Below are 22,707 nucleotides of genomic sequence, written 5' to 3' on the forward strand. Positions count from 1 at the left end.
CCCTAGTAAAGGGACCGCAGTTTTACGAGGCAGGCATGGCTAACATTCAGAAACCGAGGCTACGCAATCCCTGGTACGTTGTTCTTCATCTGCCCACATGGATCGCGGCGGGCACCTTGTTCATGCTGATGTGCATGACGTTCTTGGACGTAGTTTTGCGAAGCGCCTTCGACAATCCAATCGAAAGCGCGACCGAACTGACCCGGCTTTTTATGGCTATTATCGTATTCTCCGCCTTACCCTTGGTGTCGTGGAAGGGTGAGAACATCGTCGTGGACCTGCTTGATCCTTTCTTCAGCGAACGGCTGGCCCAAATGCGCGATAGCCTGATCGATGCAATCTGCGGGATAGTTCTCATCTGGCCGGCAATACGGGTGTGGGAACTTGCGGAACGGGCGCGTCAGTATGGCGACGTCACAGAGTATCTGAACCTGCCACAGTTTTATGTCGGATGGTTTATCTCGATCTTTGTCGCCCTCACTGCAATTGCCTTTCTGGCGCGCAGTGTCGTGCGCCAGATCGCTAATACTGAGGTCTCCGAATGACTCTGTCGTTGTTGGGGCTCGGAGCGGTCTTAATTTTCGTTTTCTTGCGCATGCCCATTGCCATAGCCATGGGGCTTGTCGGCTTTCTGGGTTTTGTGGAATTGCGCGGATTTCGCGCCGCGATCTCGATGGTGGGTCGGCTGATTATCGACACGGCTCAGGATTATGGGTTGTCGGTGGTACCTCTCTTTATCCTGATGGGCCTCTTCGTGAACAAGGGCGGCCTTTCAAAGGAGCTCTATCGCGCGTCCTACGCATTTCTCGGCCATATGCGTGGTGGATTGGCAATGGCGACGATTGTGGCCTGCGCTGGCTTCTCCGCAATCTGTGGCTCTTCCCTGGCGACAGCTGCGACAATGTCCAAGGTCGCCATGCCGGAGATGCGAAAATACAAGTATTCAGACAGTCTGGCGACGGCCTCCATTGCGGCGGGGGGCACCTTGGGCATCCTGATACCGCCCTCCGTAATCTTGGTCATCTATGGCCTGTTGACGGAAACAAGCATCGGAAAGCTCTTTATCGCCGGCGTTGCTCCAGGGTTGCTGGGCGTTTTGCTATATCTTGTGGCTGTCCGGTTTTCGGTGACCCGAGACCCGGATGCCGGACCGGCGGGCGAGCGGGTTTCATGGCGAGAGCGGCTTTTGTCGCTCAGGGATATTTGGGCAGTGCTGCTGCTGTTCTTCCTAGTGATTGGCGGGCTCTACGGTGTGTTGGATGTCTGGCCCTTCTTCATAACGTTTTCCCCGACCGAGGCTGCAGGAATGGGGGCCGCTGGCGCTTTCCTGATTGCATTGTCCAGAAGATCCTTGAGTTTTTCATCGACCATGGAGGTATTGATCGAAACTGTGCAGACAGCGGCCACGCTATTTGCGGTCTTGATCGGAGCGTGGATATTTTCGAACTTTGTCAATCTTGCGGGGCTGCCCGAGGCACTTAGCAACTTCGTTCTTTCCCAGGGGCTGTCGCCGACACTGGTCATTGTGTTGATCCTGCTGGTCTACGTTCTTCTTGGTTGCGTTTTTGAAAGCTTGTCGATGCTGCTGCTTACGGTGCCCATCTTCTTCCCGGTAGTGACCAGTCTCGGGTTTGATCCGGTTTGGTTTGGTATTGTTGTCGTCGTGGTCACCGAGATAAGCCTGATCACCCCGCCCGTCGGTTTGAATGTCTTTGTACTAAAAGGTGTCGTTAAGGATGTCCCCACATCTGTGATATTTCGAGGTGTCACTCCCTTCTGGGTAGTGGATATCCTTCGACTTTTGATTATCGTCTTTTTTCCTTGGCTTGTACTTTTCTTACCAAATTCAATGTAGGCCGGCTCTCGGTGGTTGGTTTTAAACCTGAAATTGCCTTTTCAAGTTGTCTGTTTTGGGCTCAACGCGGTCGTTCGTCGAAATTTCGTGAGTGACTGCCTTGCGGACAAACCAGCCGTTCGCCGCACGATGCCCGAACTGGCAGGAAGGCCACCAAGCTGCCGTTCGCTGCTTGCGCAGCATTCGACCTCAATGGCGGCGGCAATGCGCAGATAGCTACCTTTGCTAAGTTTGGCGAACAGCCCAAAGCCACCCCTGTCTGATGTGTCCGATGCCGCGCCGCAGCTTCCCCAAACCGGCCATTCGTGCATCGCGCAGCATTTTTGCAACCTGAATTCCTGCAGCACTGGACAAGGCACCCAAATTGGTGCGCCTCCGTTCGTTGCATCTAGCGAAAAGCAAAAAAAGGCCCCCAACTCACGAAGGTAGTCCGGCTATACCAGCACCAAGAATAAACAGAACATGGCCGCCCGCGTGGGCCATCATTGCCGATTCAAGGCCATAGGCGCGATATAGCCAACCGAAAGCGATGGCTGGCAACGAATTTCCAACTATGACCGCAACAAGCAATAGAACCGACGGCTCATCCAGAAGAGCAAACACCAATCCAAAATGCCCGATCGCAAAAAGAAACGCAGCTAAGAGGTTAGCAATCCAAAATGCGGCTACATAGCCAAAGCCAAGTCTCAGCGCCAAAACCATCAGGACTGACAGTATACCCCAGCGGGCGATAACTTCTTCACTTATCCCACCATACAAAAGCTTTGCAGCAATAGGTAGGGACGGCTGTGCCTCTACAATGGGGATCATGCCTACTGTGAACACGCCATAGGCACCGAGAACCACTGCAGTTGCGAATGCAACTAGAGCGCTTGGCAGTAGAGCTCGTAAGAACGGTGCAACCGCATCGCCGTGTCCGACTAATCCCTCGATGACAGGTGCGGAAAACCCCACTTTCGCCGAAGCCCACCAGCCGAGCACAGAGAATAAGCACACGAGGATAGCAGGCTGGATCAACAGCATAAGAGTGGGGATTTCAACATCTTCCGGCAGCATTGAAGTCAATGGTGCCGTTAGCAGCGATGCGACACCCAAAAGACCAAGTGCAGTTACCGCCGCTAGAACCGCCCGATGGCGTGTTGCAATCCTACTTTCCAATTTGTTCCGCCCTAAACGTTCGCCAACTTGTGTCAAAATACTAATACGTTGATAGGCAGGCTAGATTAGAAAATTGAGGATAGCCATTGAAGATAATTCGCACAGTAATGTCATCGAGATAAGTGTTTATGGCGCCTAAGTAGCTCCAAAGCATCTACAAATTCAAGGTCGACTTTCACAGTGAGTACCGATGAGGCTCGCGCTTGCAGCGAATTCACACTTTCCGCCCTGGTGCCTGATCGTCATGTCCGTTTTGGGCTGGGACCTGCCGAATGCATCTGCAGCACTCATGTAGCTCGGCAGCGGCAGCTAAGGGCTCAAACTACTTGTCTAAACCCGCGCAGCGAATGACTGGAACGAGCCCAGAATGACGGATGCTGCAGCGGGCGCGAACGGCAGTTTAAGCATAAATCTATTCGTCTAAGCTCAGGAACTTATCCACTTTCATTGCAAAATGTAACGTCGACGCAGCTCCCAACCCAAACACCCCGAGCTGCCAGAAAAAATTTCCACCAAGATTCAGTACGATAATAAACGCAATTCCCGTTCCAAAAAGCAATGCGCAGACCACAAATACGAGCCGTACAAACCCACCTGTGACCCAAAGATACGCATCTTTTACCCGTCGCAGGGTTGATGTAAGTAAAGCTGAAAGTTGGAAGTACATGCGGTTACCTCTACAGCCCCGCCCGCGTTCAGGAAAGCCTAAGATGACAATTCGTAAGCTGCAATATGCTGGCTGAGTACTGGGTCAATACACTTAAAACGGTCATTGCAACTCGGAAGACCAACGACAGCTAAGTCCGCACAGCAGGCATCGATGCCGTCTGAATCGGCACGATGCCCAACCGAAACCGTCAGATGACTAGTTTGAGCCCATTCCGACTGATGCTGCGGCGCGGATGAACGGCTGCTTGGATGCTCTATTAGAGTATAGCTCGCGCGAGCGTGGAATAATGCTCGCCATCTTCAACTAAATTAATGGTGGCTTTCTGCCCAAATGCGCCCTGTAATTCTTTTGACATTTCCGGCGGCGACCAGGTGTCCTTTGTACCATGCCAAAGAGTGACAGGGCACCTCACTTCGCGCAATGCATCGCTCCAATCGGCGACATAGGCAGAGACGTAAGAAATGTAATTTTCTGGCCTTCTTACAAGACTGGCAGAGAGCCCTTGGATCATGACCTCTTTAAAAGATGGATCGTTCAAAAGCTCTTTCTCAACAGTCCCGCAGTTTGCAAATAGAATTTTGATTAGCGTTTTGGGTGAGACACGCACGACTAAACCTTGAAGCCGTGTCAACAGTCTCAACAATTTGGGATGTTTCAGAGCTAAGTCGAATACAGGTTTTCCTGCCATTTTTGGTAAGAAATCACCCAACGAAAGAGGGGCAGCTGGTGATATCAAGGTTAGTTGGGACACGATATCAGGGCGCATCGCAGCTAGCCTAATTGCGACCATCGCTCCAATTGAAAAGCCAACCAAATGAACATTCTTTTCGTTGGACTGTCCCAATGCCTCATCTGATAAGGCTTCCAGATCTGATGTCATCTGTGCAGATTTTATTTCCAATAGACCCAATGCAATAATCTTGGTGCCTGGGTTGGCTTGGCGGAGTAGGTCCGCGTCCGCTTCGCTGCCCGGCATGCCGTGACAAAAAACTACCGTTTTCACAGCACTGTTTCCTTATTTTTTCAAATGTTGTTCGCTCAATCCGTTGGGTCTGCATTGTCGTAACAAAAGGTGGTGTTGTGTCGCATGTGCAATGAATCGGCACCAGCAGGGTCTTTCAAAACTAAAATGGATCAGAGGTCTCTCACCCGATAGCTGCCATTGCCTGTATAACAATCCTTGACCGCTTTGTCCGCTCACCAGCCATCCGGCCCTGGACTGTGAACGACCGCTTTATGCGGTTTGCGGTCCACTGCATGTGCGAAAGGTGGAAATAGGATCAACGGCAGGTTGGGGCTCGAAGCCGCCATTCGCTGCAGAAAGCACGAATGACTGCTTTGAGCATGACGCTGGTTATTGGCGCGAACGCCTGAGTGTTTCCTGTTGCCGCTTGGGCAGACTTTTCAGAGCCTGGCTTCCGCAATACCTAGTTGTAAGCATCTAGCGCTCATATGGGCGGGCAAGTATTCTGGAAGCCTCATGGTTTTCGGATACTTTCGATAAATGGCCTTTGTATTCTACGATACCGAAACCACCGGCACGGACACGACGTTCGACCAGATCTTGCAGTTCGCTGCGATCTTGACCGATGCGAACCTGAACGAGCTCGACCGTTTCGAAGTTCGTTGCCGCCTTCTGCCACACGTGATCCCAGCGCCAGGCGCTCTGCTGGCCACACGGGTGACACCAGCAATGCTAACCGACCCCAGCCTGCCATCGCACTACGAAATGATGCTGAATATCGCGGAGAAACTGCACAAATGGTCATCTGCGATCTTCACCGGGTACAACACCCTCGCCTTCGACGAGCCGCTGCTGCGCCAGGCGTTCTATCAGACTTTGCAGCCGATCTACCTGACCAACACCAGTGGCAACAAACGCGCGGATGTATTGCGCCTTGCCCAGGCAACAGCAGCACTGGCCCCAAACGCCATGGCTGTTCCCATTAGCGCCAAGGGCAAACCGACCTTACGCCTCGACACGCTGGCCCCGGCGAACGGGTTCGCGCATGAAAACGCCCACGACGCTTTGGCAGATGTGGAAGCGACCATTTACATGGCGCGGCTGATCCGTGACCGTGCACCTGTTATTTGGAATTCCTTGCTTCCACTGGTGGACAAGGGCGAGGTCGCTCGTCGCCTGGGCTCCGGTGAACCCAATTGCATCGTCGAGTATCACATGGGGGTGCCGTCCGTTCGTGCCATTGTCGGCTGTGGCCACCATCCAAAGAACCCAACCATGCAGGCTGCGTTTGATCTGCGTCGAGATCCAGCAGAAGTTTTGAATTTGAGCGAGGCAGACCTGGTGGAAGAAACGAAGGTGCCCAACCGGGCGCTTCGCACCATCTACACAAACAAAATGCCAGCATTGGTCGACGTAGCCCTAGCGCCAGACCTGCCAGCCGTTATTGGCTTACCGATGGCTGAGATCGTCCGCCGGGCCGCTGTGGTGTCCGCCGACGGCCAGTTTGCTGCACGGGTAGGCAGGGCGATGGAACAGCGCTACCCGCCCTTCGAGCCAGCCGAGATCGTCGAGCAGCGCATGTATGAAGGTTTCCCAAGCCGTGCCGACAAAAACCAAATGCAGGCGTTCCACAAGTCGGATTGGCCGGAACGTGCGGAGATAGCCGAAACCTTCGAGGACGACAGATACCGCGAACTGGCGCGGCGGCTCGTATTTGTGCATGCCCCAGAGTTCATGTCGACCGCGCGACGGGCCCAGTTGCAAACTTGGCTGAACAACCGCCGACACGGCCGTGAGGGTGTCGAAGCCGGGCGAACTCTGGCGGACGCAATGTCAGACCTGGAAAAAGTCGAAACAGAACACCCAGCAGGCAGTGAGCCAATTACCGCCATAAAGAATTGGCTTGAAGCTTTCTGAGTGCACTCGAGTTTGCTGGGCATAACACCAGTTGGGAAACGCAGCTTTTGCACTGCCCTGAGGCCAAAACCAAACCCGGTAAACCCGTCAAACCCGGGCTCGAATTCATGCTCTAGGTTTGACAATTTTTTGCGGTGAACGGCCCTGTTGATCAGAACGGAAATTCCATGTCACCCCCCATGTCATCGGGTACATCCGGAACATGGCTGCCAACAAACTCTACGCGATACCGTTTCGAGCCTGCTGAATCGGCATAACTGCACAGAACACGGCCGCCTACAATCCGATCCTTATGCTTCAACAGCAACCGGCCAATGCTCTTGGTGTTGAACTGGCCATTTCGCGTCATGGCAACCAGAGCCCCATAAAGTTCTTTGATTTCCGGAGAACTGGATTCCTCCGCCATTGCACCGATTTCAGCAAGGCCGTACTCCCGATCGCCCAGCGCTGCGACCCAGGCATCCAAGAGGCCCGCAAGCTCGGATTTCAAAGGATCATCCAACATGATTCTCTCACGCGTCACCGCTGGATCAGGCAAGCCCAACCACAGCAACGCATCCCTCACCAGGTTCCATTCCCGAAACGACCCGATAGGTGTCGACTGTTTGGGGCGGCCCGCTGCGATATAGGCGCGCAGAATTGTCAGACCTGCGGCCACCAATTGTGTTCGGTTTTCTGCGGCTTCTTCCCGTGGGTCAAAGTCATGTTCAACAAGGTCAGGCCGTTCTGTTTGCGGGTCGAGGCGGCAAACCAGGGTGCGCCGCCCCATGTCTCCGGCCACTTCAAGGTTATTCCCAGTGGCCATGAACAGAGCATTGGTAGGGGTTTTAGCAACTTCGGATTTCCCGAGGATGCGGGCGCCCCATTCTTCCGTTGTCAGCACAGTGCAGAGCGAGTCGCCGCTTATAGGGCGATCACAGTTATCAATGACGACGATTCCGTCGCCGGCCATCAAGACCGCGCCAATCCGCTATTGGTTCCTAATACTCTGACGACGGACAATCCTGTATAGAAGTATTTCAGAATTGGTGAGCACCAGTGACACCACATTTCTCTCCGCCTCAGTCTGAACCAGGCCATTGACTGAGTGGGAGCGCTGAAGCCCGTCGTTGGAGTGGGGTTGCCCGTGTTTGCAGGGTTTTTCAAGGCTAATAAGCTAGCCCAGCCAGCGGTTAACTCGAGAGCACGTACAGTGCGGCTGCGCCACTAGTGATTTCCAAGAAATTCTGACCAGAAAATCGATTTAACGCGGGTTGATAACTTTGGTTTTAAGACGTTCGTTCGCACCTTTAAACCGTGATGCTAGCCAGAACATCATTGCAGACAACGAAATTGCAGCAAAAGCGATAGCCCAACCGAGAGCGACCAGCCCTGTGCCTGGCCAGAAAATGAGAAACAGGCCGATCAGCAACGCAACAACGCCAGCATTGCGTGCGGTCACGCGCTCAGGGTCCCATTCTGGTAGTTGGCGCCAGGTCAGCAGAGACCCTATGCCGGTGATCAGCGCGAAGGCGCCCAAAAGCACGAAGGCAAAGCGTGCGGTTCCCTCAGGCCAAATCAGCAAAACCAGGCCGATCACAATAGTACCAATGCCGACACCGCCAACTGCGCCCCGACGTCCGAACCCAAACAGTGTCAGCCCACCATCAAGAACCAGAAGCAGGCCTACAAGTTGCAGCAATAGTGCAATGCTACCGGTTGGCCAAAACAAGGCTGCGATCCCCACGCCCGCCGCCAGCAGTCCACGCAGAAAAAAGGTCCACCAGATATTAGCAAGCCTGCTGCTAAGCGCCTCACGGGCCTCAAGCCGATCATCTTCTACTACCTCGGCATGTGGGGTTTCTGGTTGGTCCATGTGCGTTTCCTTTTGGGAATGGCACCATTTTAGCGTAACAACCCGATGGTGTCTCCATACAAGCCGAATAACGATTAGTGGAGTGCTGTGGCCGGGTTTTCCGTGTTTACCGGGTTTGGTACCGCCCTTGGCGTGGCACTGCTTTATGTAGCTGTGCCTATCGACCCAAGCTAACATAAGGGCGCATATCGGCGTGGGCTTCGAACCACCGTTTCTCGACCAGGACAGGTTGGATGACATCCTAACAATCGATCAGGAGCTAGCATTTGATATGTGCCGAAGGCTGGCGAGCCGTGCGCGTGTTTTACCGGAGGGCCAACGGGATTGAACGTCGTGGCGGCTATTGAGTTCACACGCGAACTTGGTCCAGGAAAGCGCGTTGCGACATTGGGATGCGATAACGGATCAAAATTCCTTGGCGGTCACATTTACAGTTGAGTGGAGCTTTCGCTCTAACCACGGAATAGAACGGACACGCGCACTACCCGACTAACGGAAGCATACTAAATAACAGAAAAGGGAGGCGAATCTGATGCGCAATAAAATGATGTCGGCAATAGTAGCTCTGTTCGGCAGCACTCTTGTTGCCACCACGGCGGTTGCAGAGTGGGTCTATAACGGTAGTCCGTATCCAAACGCCACGATCCAGACAAACAACATGTCCCTCGAGGTGCAGTGCGACAGGATCAGGTTCGCTCCCGCTGGGTATGAGGATTCGGAAGATATCGTTCGAAAGAACGGCCTTTCCTTTCGTTTTCTGGCAAACGGATCGCAGGAAGTCGCTGCTTTTCAGATGGGACGCGAAAACTCGTTCGTCCAGATTGTCGACAATTATCCTGTCGAGATCCAGTTCAGCGACGAGGCGGACTATGCGTTCGTCCTCGACCAGATTGCCGCAAACGCCACCCTGAACCTCTCAATGGTAGATCAAGACGTCAGCTACAGCATTTTTGATCTCAAGGGATCAGGTACAGCCATTCAGTCGCTCCAGGCCGAATGTCGTGCACTGGACCAAACCTCCGCGCCGATGGAGGCACCAGAAGGTGTGGTCTATTGCGGCGGCGGTGGGATCAAACGCAAAATCGAGTTCGTGATCCTCGATGACGCCAGCGATGAATGGGACGCGCGCGTCACCGTGAACGGCGAAACCCAGCGGGCGATGACCTCCTACAGCTATTTCGGCAACTCAGAACCGGTCAAGGACTTCGTGGTTGCCTTACTGGCGGAGGATCGGGCCGAATTTCTGATCTTCCGCAACCGAAGGGAAAATTGGCTTGAGTTCGGCGATTATCGGTACGACCAATGCAACTGATTGAGCCAGCCGGTGCCGCCATCACCTAATCTGTCAGTTCCCAATCGGGATTAAGGGCGTGCGACCCAGCGATTAGCAGGGTCCGCCCGTTGGCTTAGTTTTATGGGATCAACTAAAAAGGCCTTCCATGGATATCTTTCTGTTCTTCCTGTTTCTTGCTGCAACAATTGGCGCTGGAGCGACTGGTGCGCTGTTCCCAACCGGATCCTGGTACAAAGGTTTGAACAAGCCTACCTGGGTACCTCCAAACTGGCTTTTTCCGGTGGCTTGGACGTCCATCTATCTGCTGATCGCATACGCTGGCGCTCGGGTGGCCGGTCTTGAGGGCAGTGCATATGCAATGGCATTCTGGGCTATTCAGATTGTGCTCAACGCGCTTTGGACGCCGGTATTCTTTGGGCTGCGTCATCTACGTGCCTCGATCCCTATCATGGCCTGCCTATGGTGCGCCGTTCTGGGGGCGACAATAACCCATTGGCAATTGGACACATGGGCTGGGCTAGCGTTCATGCCCTATCTGGCGTGGGTGAGTGTGGCGGCAGCATTAAACCTGTCCATAGTGCTCTTGAACCCGGATCAGAAACCGTTGGATATGGCGAATTTGTGAGTTTCGGCACTGCTACTACAAATCACCACCCTTGCGCCTCATTCACTGGACACAAATCCGTTAGCACAACACTGAAACAAGCAGCACTCGGTAATCGGGTTATCAGATCAGAAAAGACTGGTAACGTGAGTTTAGCACATTGAGGAAAAGTACATGGTCGTATGCGGCTGCGAGATATCAGCAAAGGAAGTTCGGCTTGCCGTCGTCTACTTAAATGATGACGGCAACGTGGAGATGCATCGCCTAAAAACAACGCGAATAGAGCTCGAGGATGACACATCTGAGGACGATCTACGTTCATTTCTGGCGGCTCTTCACGACTTTGCTCGCGAAAACGCCGTAGATACCTTTGTGATCAAAACCCGTGCCAAAAAAGGCCGAATGGCCGGTGGAGCCGTGTCCTTCAAAATCGAAACTCTGATCCAACTCGTGGACGGATGCAACACGCGGTTTGTCAGTCCAGTGGCCCTTGCTCACTTCGCCAAGAAGGAAGTTGAAGAGTATCCCGTGAAATTGCCGGTATATTTGAAGAATGCCTTTCTTTCCGGTGCATATGCTTTGACTAGGGGCTGATTTCCTAACCACCTGCGCCGGCGGCGATAGACCTTCTTTTGCGTTATTTGGACGTTCAGAAAACAAGGAGCCAAAGTTGCAGCATTTCTCTCTGCTTGATCTGTCGCCGATCCCGGAAGGTGGAACCGCCGCTGATGCCCTGAACAATACAATCGACCTAGCGCGTAATGCGGAGGCAAGCGGCTATCATCGTTATTGGTTGGCCGAGCACCACAACATGCCGGGCATCGCCAGTGCTGCAACCGCTGTCGTGATAGGAGCAGTCGCAGCAGCCACCAACACCATACGGGTTGGTGCTGGGGGCATCATGCTACCCAACCATTCGCCTCTGGTCATTGCCGAGCAGTTTGGCACGCTTGCCACGCTTTATCCGGGGCGGGTTGATCTTGGGCTTGGTCGCGCTCCAGGCACCGATGGCGTGACGGCGCAGGCTCTCAGAAGGCATATGCAAGCCAATGACAATTTTCCGCAGGATGTTGCGGAACTCTTGGGGTATTTCGACGACGCTTCAGATGAGGCCCAAATTCAGGCGGTTCCCGGACAAGGTACTCATGTTCCGGTTTGGATACTTGGCTCTAGTCTTTATGGCGCACAGCTCGCTGCCTATCTCGGGCTACCCTATGCTTTCGCCTCGCATTTCGCGCCCGCAATGCTTTAGGATGCAATCGCAACATACAGATCGACATTCCAACCATCCCAGTGGCTTGCCAAGCCGTACTTCATATTGGCCGCTGGGGTCTGTGCGGCGGCAACTGATGATGAAGCAATGTACCTGCGCTCATCCCAAATGCTCGCCTTCGCCCGCTTGCGGACAGGGCGCCCTGGCAAACTCCCACACCCGGTTGCAGAATTGTCAGTGGAGATTCCAGCACCGGTTCTTGCACAAGTGAAACAAGCCCTTTCCTGTTCGGCAACCGGCAGCCCCGAGACTGTGCGTAGCGAACTTGCCACCCTGATTGAGCGATACCAACCAGAAGAAGTTATTGTGACAGGGATGATCCACGATCATGCCGCGCGTCTAAGGTCCTTCGCGATAGCGGCGGAGGCTCTATCCGACATTTCGAAAGCTAGCAAAGCGGCCTAGTCGTTGTGGTCTAATCGCTCAGCGCAAAAATACCCGTAGTCCGCCTATGCAGGCTACAAAATAGACATTGCACGAACTCGATTTTTCGATTTCGGGCTACACGCCCCGCAACGGCAGTTAATGAACAGTGCCGCGGAATTGCAGAATTTGCATCCCAATCGCAATGGCTGGTCCAATGCCCAAGGCGAAGAAAATCGTACCCAAGCCAAGCGTGCCGCCTAAAGTCCAACCGATCGCGACAACCAAAACCTCAAGAAAAGTACGCACTAGCGCGATGGGTTGATGCGTGATGGCCTGAAGCCCGGTCATGAGGCCATCTCTTGGTCCAGGTCCTAGATTTGCGATCAAGTATATTGCACCTCCGAACCCAGTCACGAACACACCAACCAGAGCCAGCAAGGCATTCGCCACAAACGTCTCAAATGTTGGCAGGTAGGGCAGCACGAACTCCAACACCAAGGCTATTATTATCGCGTTGAGGACGGTTCCCATTCCGGGTGTTTGCCTAAGTGGAATCCACATAAGCAAGACGGATGTGCTGATGATAAAGGTCGCAAATCCTAGGCTCCATCCGGTGACAATGGTCACGCCTTCCGCGAGCACGGTCCAGGGGCTGACGCCGACACCTGCGGTGACCAGCAATGCTTCTCCCAGGCCAAATACGACTAGGCCGATGATGAGAAACACGACCGACATTATTGGCGGCTTCAGGGTAAAGGCTTTTGGCGAACTCCAGCGGAGTTTTGGGATTGAAGTAATCGAAAGAAAACTCAAAGCTTTGATCCAAATAAAAGCGCTGGTTGATCCGGTTTTGTGCCAGCATAAACAGTACCCGGCATGATCGATAAATGCTGCGCGCAAGCGGCTGAACATCTGTTCTGCGGTGTTGGTCTCCAGTTCCTTCGGAGCGGGATACGCAGTTAGGCCGCCTCCTTCGAGACCCGTCGATGGGGCGGGGTCACTAATAACAGCCTGACGCACCGCGTTATAACAATCGTGGCTAGTTCAAAGCCAGATCAGTCCCAACGCGTTTTAGTAGAATCCAACTTCTCGAATATCGATTTGAGCGTCATGATCCCGCCCGTATGCGACTATACCAACCGACCTTAGACTTTCGGCACGGGGAATCCTTCGCAGCATTCGACCTGACGCCTCAAAGGCCTCAAAAGGCAAGCGGACCTCATTCCAAGTGCCTGTGACATCAAACCCGGCCTGATAGTACTGCCAAGGCAGCACTGTTCCGCTTGTTCGGAGATGAACGAAATACCTTTGATCATTACCGCGCACTATCAAACGCACACCAGCTGTCCCAGCCGGTGCCGCATCTGGCAAATCCGTCTGGATTTGGATGAAACCGCCGTTGTTTGCAGTGCTGACAATTCCGGTCATACGGGCATAAGCCGTCTTACCGTCGGTTTCAAAAGCCACCTGACCTGACGAGACACCTCCCATTACGGTATCAGCGAAGAAGCGCCATCTTGTTTCAGGCTGGCTTTCAAAATTATCAATCATATTTTCCTCGGCAATTAACGGCGAGGGAACGCCGAACAGCAAGAACGCCACGGCAGACAGTTTCAAGATTGATAGCATTCTCTCTCCATATCTTTGTGAGTGCGGCATGCGGTGGGCCTTTCGCTGATAGACAGCATTTAGGCCCGTTCGTGTAGATCGATGAAGTCGACGATGATCTCTTCCAGCGAATAATCGTATCTGGGTGAGGCGTGGACTAATGGGCAACTTCACCCCGGGCAATCAGTATGGATTGCGCGGCCCACGGTCAGGCGAAAGCGACTGCTGGACGCGCTCGACAAGAAGTTCGATGGCATCTGCAAGGTGGTCTTTGTCGATGTGGTGGTCGCCGCGCTCCACGCGGATCCGGTGAGCTTCGATCATGACGTCTGCGTGCCGAGTGCCCTCAGGTGGTTCGAACCGGTAGCTCGCCAGTTCGATGCGAAGACCCAGAGGGTCGCGGAAATATATCGAATCCATAAAGCCGCGATCAACCGGACCAGTATGTTCGACACCGCGCGGGTCGAGCCTTTTGGGCACCTGCCAGAAGGTCGCCTGGCTCACGTTGAACGCCAAGTGATGCAGCGACCCTGTGGCCTCGGGGACATGCGTGGGGTCGGGTTTGCGATCTTCATTGGTGAAGATCGTTATCAGCCGCCCGTCACCGGGATCGAAATAAAGATGGCCTTCTGTTGGGCGGTCGAGATTGGGTTGATCAAATATGAATGGCATACCTAATACGCCCTCCCAAAAATCGATGGAAGTCTGCCTGTCGGCGCCAGTAATGGTGATTTGATGCACACCTTGCGTTTGAATTTTGCGAAGCTCACTGGTCATGGTCATTTTGACTTTCTGTTTTTCCAAAGCGAGTGGTGCAGTGCTTTAGATCAATAAGATACCCATCAGGCAAAACACAGCAAAGGGTGGTACAGTGCCTGATCGTCCGTTCACCTCAGATAGCGTCAAGATCCGGCGTGGGTTGGAAGCAGTCAATGCGAACATTGCATGAAACTGCGATTTTGTTCGCTGGACGGCGATTTAACCGACCGTAGGTGCCAGGATTATCCAGCAATACCTCGCGATACCCGGCTACGGGTGGGCTAGAGACTACAAAACACGTTGGTGGGGTGGGGTCAGCCGGAGTTATAGCTGTGGTAGTACCGTAGTAATCGGTCCTGCGGAAAAGCACCGCGGTTTGAAAGGAGCCAACAGACTATGCCGATCGACTTTCTGGAGCTCGGCCCCAAAGCAGCAAGTGCAACGCTTTTGCTTGCCCATGGCGCAGGTGCCCCGATGGATGCTCCTGGCATGACGATGATTGCAGAAGCGCTGGCTGTGCAAAACGTCAGGGTCGTTCGATTTGAATTCGCCTACATGGCACAACGCCGAACCGAAGGCAGCCGCAAACCCCCTCCCCGCGCGGACAAACTGAATTCGGAGTATCTTGCTAAAATCGAAAAGCTCAAAGTTGATGGACCGCTGATCATAGGCGGCAAATCTATGGGCGGTCGTGTAGCCAGCATGATTGCGGATGAACTTTTCGAGGCTAACCGCATCGCTGGCTTGCTGTGTGTGGGTTATCCGTTTCACCCGATTGGCAAACCCGACCAGCTGCGCACCGAGCATTTGCAATATCTGCAGACGCCAACTTTGATCTGTCAGGGAACGCGGGATCAGTTTGGCACAAAGGATGAAGTTGACACGTACGATCTTTCGTCATCCATCCAAATAGACTGGTTCGAAGATGGAAATCACGATTTGAAACCACGCAAACGCGTTTCAGGCTTCTCTCACGCTGATCACATGAAGGCGATGGGTCTGGCGGTTTCGGCTTGGGTTGACGGGATAAACTAATAGCGCGGCTGTTTGGTGCCCATACCCCGGGTTTGACGTGTTTACAGGGTTTAAAACGGCAACAGCTGGCAGCCGCACAAATTTAACATATTGGCGCTAACACGTTCGCAAGACTCAATTGGCCAAGGACGGCGGAATATTCTGATTGAGATGCAGAATGTTTTGAGGATCGTACCGATCCTTGAGAGCTTGCAGACGCTGGAAATTTGCGCCCAGAACTTGCCTGGTGCGATTTTCGATGTCGTCTTCGTCCAGGTAGTTAATGTAGCCTCCCTGCTGCGCGTGAGGTAGTAACCGCTCGTAAGTCTCGCGGGCCCAGGCAATATTCGCGTCTGTTTCCTTGCTATCTTTCCACTGCGCCAAAATCATGATGCTGAAACCCTTTGAACGGTGGGGAAACGCTGTGGCGTCCGGTTTCTTGCGCAGGGCCGCACCGTGGGGACTCTCGACGATCAGCTTACTCATTGTCGAGGGACAAAGTCGGAACTGCTCATTCAGGATTGCGACGACCTCATCGGTCAGATCCGCGACAAAACAGGATTTCCAGTAATTCATGGCGAGTTTCGGGAAACCCGGATCGAGGAGCAGGTTCAGCTCCGTATACTCGATAGGCCCGAGCCGATCGATGACAGGTGGCGCCAGTCCGCGTATCTTATCAAGAACAGGCTCAGCCCGGTGCTGGCCTCCGCAGTGACACACCAGCATTGCCGCCAGCTTTCGCCCCGAACCGTCGGGCGCATGCGTCATGCTGCAGACCGCTGTAATGTCGTCGTCACTCTCCTCAGCTAACGAGCGCAAAAAAGCCAACGTCCCGGCAGCATCTTCTTCCGCAAAGGCGACAAGGCCACCGTGCACAACTGGCCCGACCGGGTGCAGGGCATATTCGAAGCTGGTGGCAATCCCGAAGTTGCCTCCCCCGCCGCGCAGGCCCCAGAACAACTCTGAATTCTCCTGCTCTGACGCGGTCAGAACTTCGCCGTCCACGGTCACAAGTTCCACCGACACAAGATTATCGACTGTATATCCATATTTACCCATCAGGTATCCGAAGCCACCACCCAGCGTCAGACCGGCAATTCCAGTGGTTCCCACCGCTCCCCCAGTTGTGGCGAGGCCGTGTAGCTGAGTAGCCCTGTTGAATTCCGCCCAGCAGACACCAGCCTGCGCTCGGACGCGACGGTTTGCCGGATCGACCCAAATACCCTTCATTAAAGAAAGATCGATCATCAGCCCACCTTCGCAGACCGCTCGGCCCGCGACATTATGGCCGCCGCCCCGAACCGCGACCTCCAAGCCCTGCTCAATGCCGAAGGCCAAAGCATCAACAACGTCCGCTGCCCCCTGACTGCGCGCGATTACCGCAGGGCGGCGATCGATCATTCCGTTATGAACCCTCCGCACATCATCGTAATCGGAATCCCCGGACAAAAGGACAGCGCCAGACAGCCGAGCGCTTAGAGCATCGAGTTGTGCTACGTTGTTCTTCATATCCAGCGACATCCAACTACTCCTGCATTTTTTTGAGTCTTGCAGGCAGTCTATGCAAAACATGAGTGAATGCAGATTGTGTATTTTGCATAATCTGCATACATTTTTGAATATGGCTACATCTTGGGACGACCACCGTTTCTTCCTCGCAATTGCACGCACCCATTCTCTTACGGCAGCGGCAAAATCACTGTCCGTGAGCCAACCAACGGTCTCGCGTCGGCTTGAAACCATGGAAAGAGGGCTCGGCGTCAGATTGTTCACGCGGACACGCAAAGGTTATGCTCTGACGCCTGCCGGTGCCGAGTTGTTCGAAACTGTTGTCAGGGTAGAAGAAGAACTGATGCAGGCCGATCGCTCAATAAAGGGTCGTGACCAGGAAATTTCGGGGCGACTGCGATTTACCAGTACCGAAATCTTTGTGAATGGTTACCTAGGCCCGCATCTGTGGTCGTTTTTAGGCACACATCCCGAGATCGAGTTGCACCTCGCCTGCACCCAAAACCTACTCAACATCGGCCGGGGAGAAGCGGACATCGCCATCCGTTTTACCGAAAAACCACCGGAAACTCTTGTGGGTCGGCGTCTCGGCACGGTTGCCTACGCTATCTACGCTGCCTCGAGCAAAGCAGGGCAAGAGTTCCAAGGAATGGACACTGATGAGCTGCCATGGATTGGAATGTTCGACGAAAATTTCAATCGGATGCTCTATGGCACTTTTCTGCCGAGCACGCGTCCCAAACACAGGGTCGACAGCATGGCTGCCATGCAGGCAATGGTCCGTGAAGGCCTCGGTGTCAGCATTTTGCCCTGCTATACTGCCGACATCGATCCGTCGTTAACGCGCCTGACCCCAACGCCTTTAATCGACCCGAAGTTCAGCATCTGGATGCTTTACCACCGTGATACGCGCCACACCGGCCGCCTGAGGCTTTTCGCCGATTTCCTTATTGACCAGATCAAGAAGGACATTGATCTTTTCGAAGGCCGTCTGGCTTCGCCTTCATGGCAACAGACCAAGCACTTAACATAAGGGCGCTTACCGCCAAAGCAGACGCACGCTGCGCGGCAAACAATGGTCCGCCTTGCGGGACGAAGCCGCCAGACGCTTTTCGCGTTTCTCGCACACAGGAACTTGTTTGCTTTGACGCCACCTTTCATGCTCAAATTTGACCATCGAAAAGTCCGGAGCTGCCAATGGAGAAACCTCGCACACGTTTTACAACTGCCGGCGATGTGGCGATTGCCTATCAGGTGGTCGGGGATGGCCCCGTAGATCTGATCTATGCCTCGGGCTGGCTTCATAACATTGATCTTGTGTGGGAGCATCCGGGCTACAACAGGTTCCTTTCCAATCTGGCTGAAGAATGCCGTCTGATCCTGTTTGATAAGCGCGGTACGGGCATGTCGGACCGCGATGTAGGCGCACCGACGCTGGAAGAACGGACAGACGACATTCGCGCAGTAATGGAGGCGGTGGGATCAGAAAAAGCGGCCATCTTCGGTGTCAGTGAAGGTGCGAACATGTCGACGATGTTCGCCGCCATCTACCCCGAGCGCGTGTCGAGCCTCACTCTTGTTGGCTGTTATGCTTGCCGCAAATGGAAACCGGACTGGCCTTATGGTATGCGGCAAGCCGACTTTGAGAAGATGATGAAAATTCTTGAGGAAAGCTGGGGAGATCTGGGGGAGTTTCTGGCCATGCGCATGCCGTCAGTAGCGCATGACCCCGCCGAGATCGCCTTTCACAACCGGCTTTTCCTGCACTCCGGTAGCCCCCGTACGGCGGCCAAGATCACGCGGCTAAACTATGAACTGGACATGCGCCCGATCCTGCCGTCGATACAAGCACCCACTTTGGTTCTGCAGTCGCGCGGGGACAGATCTGTGAGTACCGAAGAAGCCGAACAGCTTGCCAAATCCATCCCGAATGCAAACCTGAAAGTGCTTGATAGAGAAGACCATCTGCCGTGGATCGGGGATGTGGACATGATGGCGAAATACATCACTGATTTCGCGCTCTCATCTTCGGAGCCGCGCCCATCCGACCGCGTGCTCGCGACTATTCTGATCAGTGATATTGAAGGCTCCACCGAGGCTGCAGCCAAAATGGGCGATGCCCGCTGGCGGGAGGTAATTGATGCACATGATGCCGCAGCGGCGCGCGCCGTGACCCGTTACGGAGGCACATTGGTCAAGACCATGGGCGACGGCATTCTCGCAACCTTTTCCGGCCCGAGCCGCGCCGTCGAATGTGCCTGCGAATTGCAAAGAGAAGCGGCGCATCTTGGCCTTTCCGTCCGCGCAGGTGTCCATTCAGGCGAATGTGAGCTGCGGGGCGACGATATATCTGGCATTGCGGTGAATGTGGCCGCGCGCATTCTGGACGTCACTCCTGGCGGCGCGTGCCATGTTTCGTCCACCGTACGGGATCTGACCACGGGATCAGGACTGGAATTCGCTCCGGCGGGCACGCACGAGTTCAAAGGCGTGCCGGGCACTTGGGATTTGCACGCAACGGTCTGAGCGGAACCTCAGCGATTATCGGGTCACTTGAGATGAGCGACCGCATTGGGCTCGGAGCGGTCATCTGACCTTTTCCGTCAGATGACCGAGATGCGGACAATGCCGCCGTTCGCGAAAAACGCCTCAATCTCGAAAGGGGCAGAGCTATTTTCCTTGTACTTCCGTGGGATACCCCAGCGACCTTCATATCAGGGGAGTTCACCCCCTTCGTAAAGCCAATTTACGGCCGCTACATCAGGAAAAATCTGACTACCCACCTCACGCATGTGCCGAGATATTTCGCCCGTCATACCGTCGGCCTTTGCTTTGCCAACTTCTCCCTTGCGGATCATTGCGCCAGAACCGAGAATCGGAACTTTGCCAGCAGTGCTCGCCTCAAATTTGTTCTCATTCTTCTTCATCCACGGAAACGATGTGTACTCAAGGATTTTTGCCCAATGATCGTGGCTCGGCTCCTCACCTAAGAATTCCGCTATCTTTCGGACAGATCCCTCGTGGTCTCGCTTCATATCCGCAAAATGGATGAACATGACGTTTGGCTCATGCCGAAGCGGCCACCACGCTGCAAGGAAACCAAAGAAGGCCCCCTGCAAGCCATGGCCATCTATAACCTCGGAATAGAATGACGGAAAGTCTGGGCGGCACATTGCTTCTCTTGGCATCTCCCAGAGGTCGAACCATTCGTCTGTGTGCTTGTCTAGGAATGTCTTAAAAGAGACGACCCCTTCTTCGGGATTGCGGAAAACGACGACGTATTTCACGTCTTTGCCTGAACCGGCTGTCTGGAATGGCACACCGGGAGGTGGGGAATGTGTCTTAAATGCGCGGCGAGTATCTGTGGGCATCGCGGCCACTCGGTCCACAACATCCTGATGGGGCTGCCCGGGGTAACCCAAGAACTCAATCCAAGGGACTTGCTCGTAGATATCGCGAAATTCAGAAGTCCCACCGGTCAGCAGTTGATGAACAATGTTCATTGTCCAAGTTGTGCCGCTTTTGATGGGCACCGAAATGACGACGTCCCCATCACGCCATTCGATCATCTGCTGAATCTCAGGCTGAATCCATGGAGGTCCTGCGGGAGGAGCATCGTTTTCCACAGTATCGCTCATCTTATCGATCTCCTTACTAGCTATTCACCAAGACGTGCAAAAAACTATTTTCCGTTCAGTGAGCCGTGTCACGCATGTGAAACTCTCGTCCTTGTCAGACATTGGCAATTCCCATCGGCACGTTTTAAGAATGCAAGAGCCTTGTATAGCACAGTTGGCGCAACGAGTCCGCTTTGGGCTTAAAGCAGTCTTTCGCTGCAGTCGGCTTGAACGACTGCTACGCGGGACTTTGCCGCCGTTGCTATTCCAAGTGTTTGCTAACGCAGCATTCGTTCGCAGATGCGGCAGTCAAATTTCAGTAAAGCAACATTTTCCCCAGACCGGACCTTCAGCGGCGTCGATTCTGGCAAATTTCAGACCGCCCTTTCGCTATCAACCACTTAAACCACCAAGACGCGGAACGCTGCAGCCTTCCGTTTGAACGCATGCTATTGTTAGCATCAAAGTTGGCGAGGGCAGCAGTTTGGCAGACGAACCATTCTACAAAACGCATTGGAGGAACATCGAACCTGAACGGATGTCCGCGTACCGTGACGGTTTTGGTTGGGATGAAGCGGCAGAGAAACTCTACATCCCGGCCGAGATCGCTGTTGGGCACTCGGTTGCAGACTTTGGATGTGGTCCCGGCAAGGTTTCCGTGGCGCTCGCCGAGAAAGTTGGAGCGGGAGGACATGTCCACGCAATCGACATTAATGCCGAGTTTTTGGATTTGGTTAAAGAGAATGCTGCCTTCGCAGGAGTTTCGGATCAACTAACGACCTGCTTGAACGAAGGAGTTAAGCTCCCCATGGGGGACGCGTCCTTGGATCGGATCACGGCCCGAAACGCCCTGATGTATGTTGATGAGCCGGTTGAAACACTGAAAGAGTTCCACAGGGTTCTCCGTCCAGGCGGGTTGGCACATGCAATCGAAGGTGACTGGTACATGATGGTCGCCGAGCCTGTTGCCCACGCCCCCTGGAGAGCGTTTGTCGAAGCGGCCTCCCACGCCTGTCGCAACTCGGACATGGGCAGAAAACTATTTGGCGCATTCGTGAAGGCCGGCTTTCAAGATGTAAAAGTTTCAGTCGTCGCCAATGCCGACGTTGAGGGTCGGCTGATTGGCATGATCCGCAATATGGCGAAATACGCCGTCGAAAGCCGATCGATCGACTCTGAGGCAGTTGATCAGGTTGTGTCCCAAATTGAACGTGCACGTGCCGCTGGGTCATATTTGGTTGTTTCTCCGCAATTTGTAGTCACCGGAAGAAGAACAGACTAAGTGACGGGCATTCGCCGCAGTCGGCTCTCTAATCGAGGAACGGGCAATCCGGTATCAAATTTGGCGATGATGATGTCAGGGGTCTGACAATTGCCGCCCCATCCGGTCACTGCTTGACGCCCGTCGCCGCAATCATCGTGCAAGGGCCAATGAATCTTTTGTCGGTTTCAAAAGTTTCCAGGGCGGTTTCAACGTCATCCCATGCAGCCTGCTTGGCCTTTTCATCCAGATCACCGAGCATTTGATGCAGCGCCCCGAAACTTTCCTGTTCAAAACGCAGGCATTCCCGTGCAGATTTGAGAACAACGGGCGCTTCAATCTTTTGCGTCCGAACATCGCGCAGCCCCGCATCTTCAAACAAGTTTTCGATGACCCCAGGCGCGCCGAGGCTGAACGGGCCGGGCAATCCTGGTGCTGGTGCCGGAAGATTGGCGTGTTTGCGAATGATACCGACTGGGTCGGAAAAGAACCGGCATTCCTGCGGCGTTGCATAAACCAGCGCGCCAACAGATCCGCCCTCGTGCAACGCGGCGATCTGGCTTTGCACCGAGCGTTTCTGATCTGGGAAGAAGATAAGACCAACCCGCGAAATCACAGCATCGAACAGTTGATCTCCTGTCTCAAGGTTTTCGCCGTCCATTACGGAGGCTCGCGCCTGCGTCATTCCGGCTTGCGTGAACTGATCATTGGCAAGTCGCGTGAGTTCATCAGAAAAATCGGTGGACAAGACAAACCCTTCCGGCCCGACCCGCCTCGCGCTCTGCATCGCATCCTGACCGGACCCACCGGCGACGTGCAGCACGCGGGCCCCGGGTCCGACACCGCACATATCCAAAAGCACTTCGGTGGCTGGCCCAAGCCACCGATCCAACAACCCGCCCCAGGCGTTCCAATGTTCAGCGACGTTATCCCACTGATTTCGAGTGGAATCCTTAAATGCAATGGGATCAAATTCCGTCATT

At 54.0% G+C, this 22,707-nt stretch carries 21 protein-coding genes and 1 pseudogene; 11 read left to right on the forward strand and 11 right to left on the reverse strand.

Translation table 11 applies throughout. The features are described from left to right. The first annotated feature begins 35 nt into the window (after positions 1 to 35). Together DHN12_RS18280 and DHN12_RS18285 are read left to right on the forward strand one after the other, a co-directional pair. Positions 36 to 545, forward strand: a complete 510-nt coding sequence (locus DHN12_RS18280) for a TRAP transporter small permease (protein ID WP_058276739.1) — start codon at positions 36 to 38, stop codon at positions 543 to 545. Then, positions 542 to 1,855: a TRAP transporter large permease gene (locus tag DHN12_RS18285; RefSeq protein ID WP_058276740.1), complete on the forward strand. Its 1,314-nt coding sequence runs from the start codon at positions 542 to 544 to the stop codon at positions 1,853 to 1,855. Before DHN12_RS18280 ends, DHN12_RS18285 begins: the two co-directional genes overlap by 4 nt. A gap of 417 nt (positions 1,856 to 2,272) precedes the next feature. Here the strand turns inward: DHN12_RS18285 and DHN12_RS18290 are convergent, their stop codons facing one another. From DHN12_RS18290 to DHN12_RS18300, 3 genes are all read right to left on the reverse strand, one after another. Beyond that, positions 2,273 to 2,911 carry a hypothetical protein gene (locus DHN12_RS18290; protein WP_159090068.1) on the reverse strand — a complete coding sequence of 213 codons (639 nt, stop codon included), beginning with the start codon at positions 2,909 to 2,911 and terminating at the stop codon, positions 2,273 to 2,275. Positions 2,912 to 3,425: 514 nt separating this feature from the next. Next, complete coding sequence (locus DHN12_RS18295; protein WP_108861473.1) at positions 3,426 to 3,680, reverse strand: hypothetical protein; 255 nt, start codon at positions 3,678 to 3,680, stop codon at positions 3,426 to 3,428. A 259-nt stretch (positions 3,681 to 3,939) separates the two neighbouring features. After that, the gene (locus DHN12_RS18300; protein ID WP_159090069.1) at positions 3,940 to 4,686 is read right to left on the reverse strand and encodes an alpha/beta fold hydrolase; all 747 of its coding nucleotides are present in this window, start codon (positions 4,684 to 4,686) and stop codon (positions 3,940 to 3,942) included. A 501-nt stretch (positions 4,687 to 5,187) separates the two neighbouring features. On the opposite strand from DHN12_RS18300, the gene DHN12_RS18305 reads away from it, so the two are divergent. Next, the gene (locus tag DHN12_RS18305) at positions 5,188 to 6,564 is read left to right on the forward strand and encodes an exonuclease domain-containing protein (protein ID WP_108861475.1); all 1,377 of its coding nucleotides are present in this window, start codon (positions 5,188 to 5,190) and stop codon (positions 6,562 to 6,564) included. 151 nt (positions 6,565 to 6,715) lie between these two features. Here DHN12_RS18305 and DHN12_RS18310 read toward each other — a convergent pair whose 3' ends face one another. Together DHN12_RS18310 and DHN12_RS18315 are read right to left on the reverse strand one after the other, a co-directional pair. Next, a complete protein-coding gene (locus tag DHN12_RS18310; protein WP_108861476.1) occupies positions 6,716 to 7,516 on the reverse strand; it encodes a hypothetical protein in 801 nt (266 codons plus the stop codon). A 291-nt stretch (positions 7,517 to 7,807) separates the two neighbouring features. Then, a complete protein-coding gene (locus DHN12_RS18315) occupies positions 7,808 to 8,419 on the reverse strand; it encodes an HdeD family acid-resistance protein (RefSeq protein ID WP_108861477.1) in 612 nt (203 codons plus the stop codon). 532 nt (positions 8,420 to 8,951) lie between these two features. Here DHN12_RS18315 and DHN12_RS18320 point away from each other — a divergent pair. The 4 genes and pseudogenes from DHN12_RS18320 (at position 8,952) to DHN12_RS18335 (ending at position 11,995) form a co-directional block, all read left to right on the forward strand. Further along, entirely contained in the window at positions 8,952 to 9,731 is a 780-nt protein-coding gene (locus DHN12_RS18320) for a hypothetical protein (RefSeq protein WP_234416688.1), read from the forward strand. A gap of 127 nt (positions 9,732 to 9,858) precedes the next feature. Next, positions 9,859 to 10,338, forward strand: a complete 480-nt coding sequence (locus tag DHN12_RS18325; protein WP_108861478.1) for a TspO/MBR family protein — start codon at positions 9,859 to 9,861, stop codon at positions 10,336 to 10,338. Positions 10,339 to 10,491: 153 nt separating this feature from the next. Next, on the forward strand, positions 10,492 to 10,911 hold the full coding sequence (locus DHN12_RS18330; RefSeq protein ID WP_108861479.1) for a DUF3010 family protein: 420 nt from the start codon (positions 10,492 to 10,494) through the stop codon (positions 10,909 to 10,911). 76 nt (positions 10,912 to 10,987) lie between these two features. Next, positions 10,988 to 11,995: pseudogene (locus DHN12_RS18335) on the forward strand (LLM class flavin-dependent oxidoreductase). A 117-nt stretch (positions 11,996 to 12,112) separates the two neighbouring features. Here the strand turns inward: DHN12_RS18335 and DHN12_RS18340 are convergent. The 3 genes from DHN12_RS18340 to DHN12_RS18350 form a co-directional block, all read right to left on the reverse strand. After that, positions 12,113 to 12,691, reverse strand: a complete 579-nt coding sequence (locus DHN12_RS18340; RefSeq protein ID WP_234416689.1) for a YitT family protein — start codon at positions 12,689 to 12,691, stop codon at positions 12,113 to 12,115. 336 nt (positions 12,692 to 13,027) lie between these two features. Then, positions 13,028 to 13,558 carry a CIA30 family protein gene (locus DHN12_RS18345; protein WP_234416692.1) on the reverse strand — a complete coding sequence of 177 codons (531 nt, stop codon included), beginning with the start codon at positions 13,556 to 13,558 and terminating at the stop codon, positions 13,028 to 13,030. Positions 13,559 to 13,747: 189 nt separating this feature from the next. Continuing rightward, complete coding sequence (locus tag DHN12_RS18350; RefSeq protein ID WP_234416690.1) at positions 13,748 to 14,347, reverse strand: VOC family protein; 600 nt, start codon at positions 14,345 to 14,347, stop codon at positions 13,748 to 13,750. Positions 14,348 to 14,719: 372 nt separating this feature from the next. Here DHN12_RS18350 and DHN12_RS18355 point away from each other — a divergent pair, with 372 nt between their 5' ends. Continuing rightward, on the forward strand, positions 14,720 to 15,358 hold the full coding sequence (locus DHN12_RS18355; protein WP_108861481.1) for an alpha/beta family hydrolase: 639 nt from the start codon (positions 14,720 to 14,722) through the stop codon (positions 15,356 to 15,358). 114 nt (positions 15,359 to 15,472) lie between these two features. Here DHN12_RS18355 and DHN12_RS18360 read toward each other — a convergent pair whose 3' ends face one another. Continuing rightward, positions 15,473 to 16,909, reverse strand: coding sequence for an FAD-binding oxidoreductase (locus DHN12_RS18360; RefSeq protein WP_306418413.1), 1,437 nt, complete (start codon positions 16,907 to 16,909; stop codon positions 15,473 to 15,475). Here DHN12_RS18360 and DHN12_RS18365 point away from each other — a divergent pair. Both DHN12_RS18365 and DHN12_RS18370 read left to right on the forward strand, forming a co-directional pair. Next, entirely contained in the window at positions 16,899 to 17,879 is a 981-nt protein-coding gene (locus tag DHN12_RS18365) for a LysR family transcriptional regulator (protein WP_159090071.1), read from the forward strand. The two genes, DHN12_RS18360 and DHN12_RS18365, sit on opposite strands and share 11 nt — an antisense overlap. Before the next feature lie 164 nt (positions 17,880 to 18,043). Further along, a complete protein-coding gene (locus tag DHN12_RS18370) occupies positions 18,044 to 19,372 on the forward strand; it encodes an adenylate/guanylate cyclase domain-containing protein (protein WP_108861483.1) in 1,329 nt (442 codons plus the stop codon). A 188-nt stretch (positions 19,373 to 19,560) separates the two neighbouring features. On the opposite strand, the gene DHN12_RS18375 is transcribed toward DHN12_RS18370, so the two are convergent. Then, entirely contained in the window at positions 19,561 to 20,484 is a 924-nt protein-coding gene (locus DHN12_RS18375; RefSeq protein ID WP_058276742.1) for a sulfotransferase domain-containing protein, read from the reverse strand. A gap of 463 nt (positions 20,485 to 20,947) precedes the next feature. On the opposite strand from DHN12_RS18375, the gene DHN12_RS18380 reads away from it, so the two are divergent. Then, positions 20,948 to 21,745 (forward strand): methyltransferase domain-containing protein, encoded by a 798-nt coding sequence (locus DHN12_RS18380; protein WP_159090072.1) that lies wholly within the window; start codon positions 20,948 to 20,950, stop codon positions 21,743 to 21,745. 106 nt (positions 21,746 to 21,851) lie between these two features. On the opposite strand, the gene DHN12_RS18385 is transcribed toward DHN12_RS18380, so the two are convergent. Beyond that, positions 21,852 to 22,706, reverse strand: a complete 855-nt coding sequence (locus DHN12_RS18385; protein WP_108861485.1) for a class I SAM-dependent methyltransferase — start codon at positions 22,704 to 22,706, stop codon at positions 21,852 to 21,854. Position 22,707 lies beyond the last annotated feature (1 nt).

The organism is Ruegeria sp. Alg231-54, from assembly GCF_900143525.1.
In the GTDB taxonomy this organism is placed as follows: Bacteria; Pseudomonadota; Alphaproteobacteria; order Rhodobacterales; family Rhodobacteraceae; genus Ruegeria.